Origin of the sequence: Endozoicomonas sp. ONNA1, assembly GCF_024606325.1 — a bacterium.
In the GTDB taxonomy this organism is placed as follows: domain Bacteria; phylum Pseudomonadota; class Gammaproteobacteria; order Pseudomonadales; family Endozoicomonadaceae; genus Endozoicomonas_A.
Genome location: NZ_JAHHPN010000011.1, coordinates 1 through 2826, shown reverse-complemented (window position 1 = coordinate 2826; position 2826 = coordinate 1). Strand labels below are relative to the sequence as shown.

At 45.6% G+C, this 2826-nt stretch carries 2 protein-coding genes; both read right to left on the bottom strand.

From position 1 onward, the window contains the following. Nucleotides 1-506: hypothetical protein (locus tag KDK19_RS00140; protein WP_257291082.1), on the bottom strand; the 506-nt coding region annotated here is incomplete at its 3' end. A gap of 150 nt (nt 507-656) precedes the next feature. After that, a partial coding sequence (locus KDK19_RS00135; RefSeq protein ID WP_257287856.1) for a transglutaminase-like domain-containing protein occupies nt 657-2826 on the bottom strand: 2170 nt, incomplete at its 5' end.

The following is a 2826-nucleotide window of genomic DNA, read 5'->3' as shown; positions in this document are numbered from 1 at the left end:
ACTTTGTCGTATAAACAGGGGTTATCCGGGTCCAGCAGATCGTTAAATTTTGGCAACTCTTCACTGGTGAGTTTGCGGATATCCATCACCAGAGTGAGTGGCTTTAGACCGTCAAACAGCTTGCCTGAACGCAGAACGTGGCGACCATCGTCAGCAATGCTCAACCGGCTCACCAGATTAGCCCGTGAAAGATCCTCGGGATGGGAAATAAGGGTAACATCCCGATGTTTATCGCCAGACTGGGCAACCAGAAGTTGTCGAACCTCATCATCACTGGTGACAAAACGAAAATCAAAAGAGTGAGGAAGCCTGCGAAGCAAGGAATCCCCTAAGGACAGGGTTCTCGCCCTGTCAGGCATTGCACCCGGAGTCGGCGACCTATTGAGTCTGACAGTTACGCCAGTAACCTCTGCAATCTCTGGTGGTGAATCCAGCTTTGCTCTCCTGTCTGGTAAACCACTACCAGGAACAGGTTCCTTTATTTTCCCGCCAATCAGACCATCCATAGTCAATCTCCCTCCTGTCATCTGAAGGACTGCATTGAAATTGTTTATTGATATGACCTTCAGAAAGAAGGAAAGTTCGATTTGGATAGTTGGCCGTAACCATTAAACAAAGCCACCGGTCTCGAAAAACTCATCGTGACCAAACTATGATCAGATATCCAATGACTCAGACATCGAATTCAAGTTCACACTGCCCAAAAACTCTCCAGCAATGATGTTCAGCTCTTTGGACTTTAGCACCAGAGCATCACTGCCGTTGTGTGCTTGTCGCAAGTAGGCGTCCTTGATAGATTCCTCAACAGAGCGAGGGATATAAATATCAGACATCATGGCAAACAGCTCTTCTGGTGAGGATGGATCATGAGCGCCGTAGCTAAAGTAGGTACACCCAGTCTCAGAATTCATGATAGCTTCAACCCAACAATAGGTTAAGCAACCGCCTTTTGAGTGTGTCAATCCATACAGATAATGACTGAGGGCATGCTCAATCGCTTGCTTGCATTTAGTTTTGAAGTCATCCAGCGTTTTTTTCTCCTCATCCGACATCTTGAGGGGAGTTAGACTCGGGTGATCTCCTGCTTCGATCAAACGCTCTTTTTTACTAAATGCTTCATCTGATTCTTCAAGATCTTTGAGGAGTTGTTTTCTCACAAGCTCATATTGATTGTTTTTTTCCATTATCCGCTTAAGTTGTGGACTGTTCTCTGCTTTTCGTTCAAGCATGGCTTGAACCTTTTCATCAATTACATAACACCACCAGGAGGGTTCCCCCATGATAATCACCGGACGGTGTTTTCCCCTGCCCGAGTTTAACTGTGGAAAAGCAGGCTGTTGCACCAGCATTCGTTCTATATTCGGAATGCCCTCAGGATTGTTCGTCCAGACGTCTTGAATAGATCGATGGGCAATTTTATTTTCAAGGGATGGCGAAAACCCGTCATGGCAATGAGTGACGAGCAAGGTATCACCTGTTTCCCTTTGGAACTTTTTATAATTTGAACGCCATACCTCACTATTTTTTTCCTTGGACAACAATGCGTTATAAAACTTTTTCAGACAATGGTCGGCTTTAACCTTCAGTTCATCGATGCCTTCCAGGGACACCAAAAGCTCATGATGTTCAGAGGCATTGATAATATCACGGTCATAATCTGGCAGTGGATCCAGCCAACCCGATTCCATGGCTTTAAGGGCAAACTGAATAACCGAAGGTTTGTTCAGGTCGCTCTGACTCAATATATACACCATTGAACTCAACCACTCTTGAGGATTTGCTCCGCCTTGAATAATCATTTTTGAGTACAGTGACTCAAGTTGTTCACTGACCTGATCTTCATCATTGTCGAACAAGATTTGTATGACTGCCTCTGACATTGGTTTATAGTCGCGAGATTCATTCCTCCAATCCAGATCGAAGCCAGGCCCACCAACGACTTCATCCATCATGTCAAAGAAACGTGGTATGTCTTCCGCCGACTCATCCTGATCGTCGAGAGCCACAACACCGAGCAATTTCTTCTCGTCATCGCTCAATGCTTTTGTCTTTGATAACAATGAGACACCCATGGCAAAACTGGTTGAATCTTTTTGTCCCCAAAGGTTTTTTACCGTCTGGAAAGTACTTGGAATTGTTTTTGGCAATGCACTTTTTGATAACAATGAGACACCCATAGCAAAACTGGTTGAATCTTTTTGTCCCCAAAGGTTTTTTGCCATCTGGAAAGTACTTGGAATTGTTTCTGGCAATGCACTGTTCGTCTGAAGGGCTTTGTTCGTTTTCTCGGGGCTCGTAGCACAGGCTTTAGCCAGAGTTTGCTGTTGTGCTAAATCTGCCCCTTTCAGAGGATCCTTAATTTTCTTTGGCGCAGCGCTGGAGCTATGCACCTTTCTGGTGGGCTGAAATTTTGGTATCACTTTTGTGTCCTTTACAGGCGCCCCGCCCAAATCCACTGACATCCAGGTTTGGCCTCCATCCCCGGAACACTCGGCAAAGATGTGGGTAGTGTTAGTCATTTGCCGACATGGAATCCCGAAATAACGACAAAGAGCAATAAAAACAGGCACACGATGGCGACAGCTCCCTTGCCGCCGTGTTACCAGGAATTTAAAGAAATTCTCTTTGCGCTTTGGTTTAACACCACCGGAAAACTGTTCGCAATACTCCGTTATTGCCTGAATGCGTTCTGCCGTGCCTTGAGCGGCTGCTATTTTCCGCAAAGGTTCCCGTATTTCGGTTGTTTGTTGCTCAATGTTCGTAAACAACTCGTCCAGTACTGTTTTCATGCCTTCTGAACAGACGGCGTCAAACCATGTTGACCGT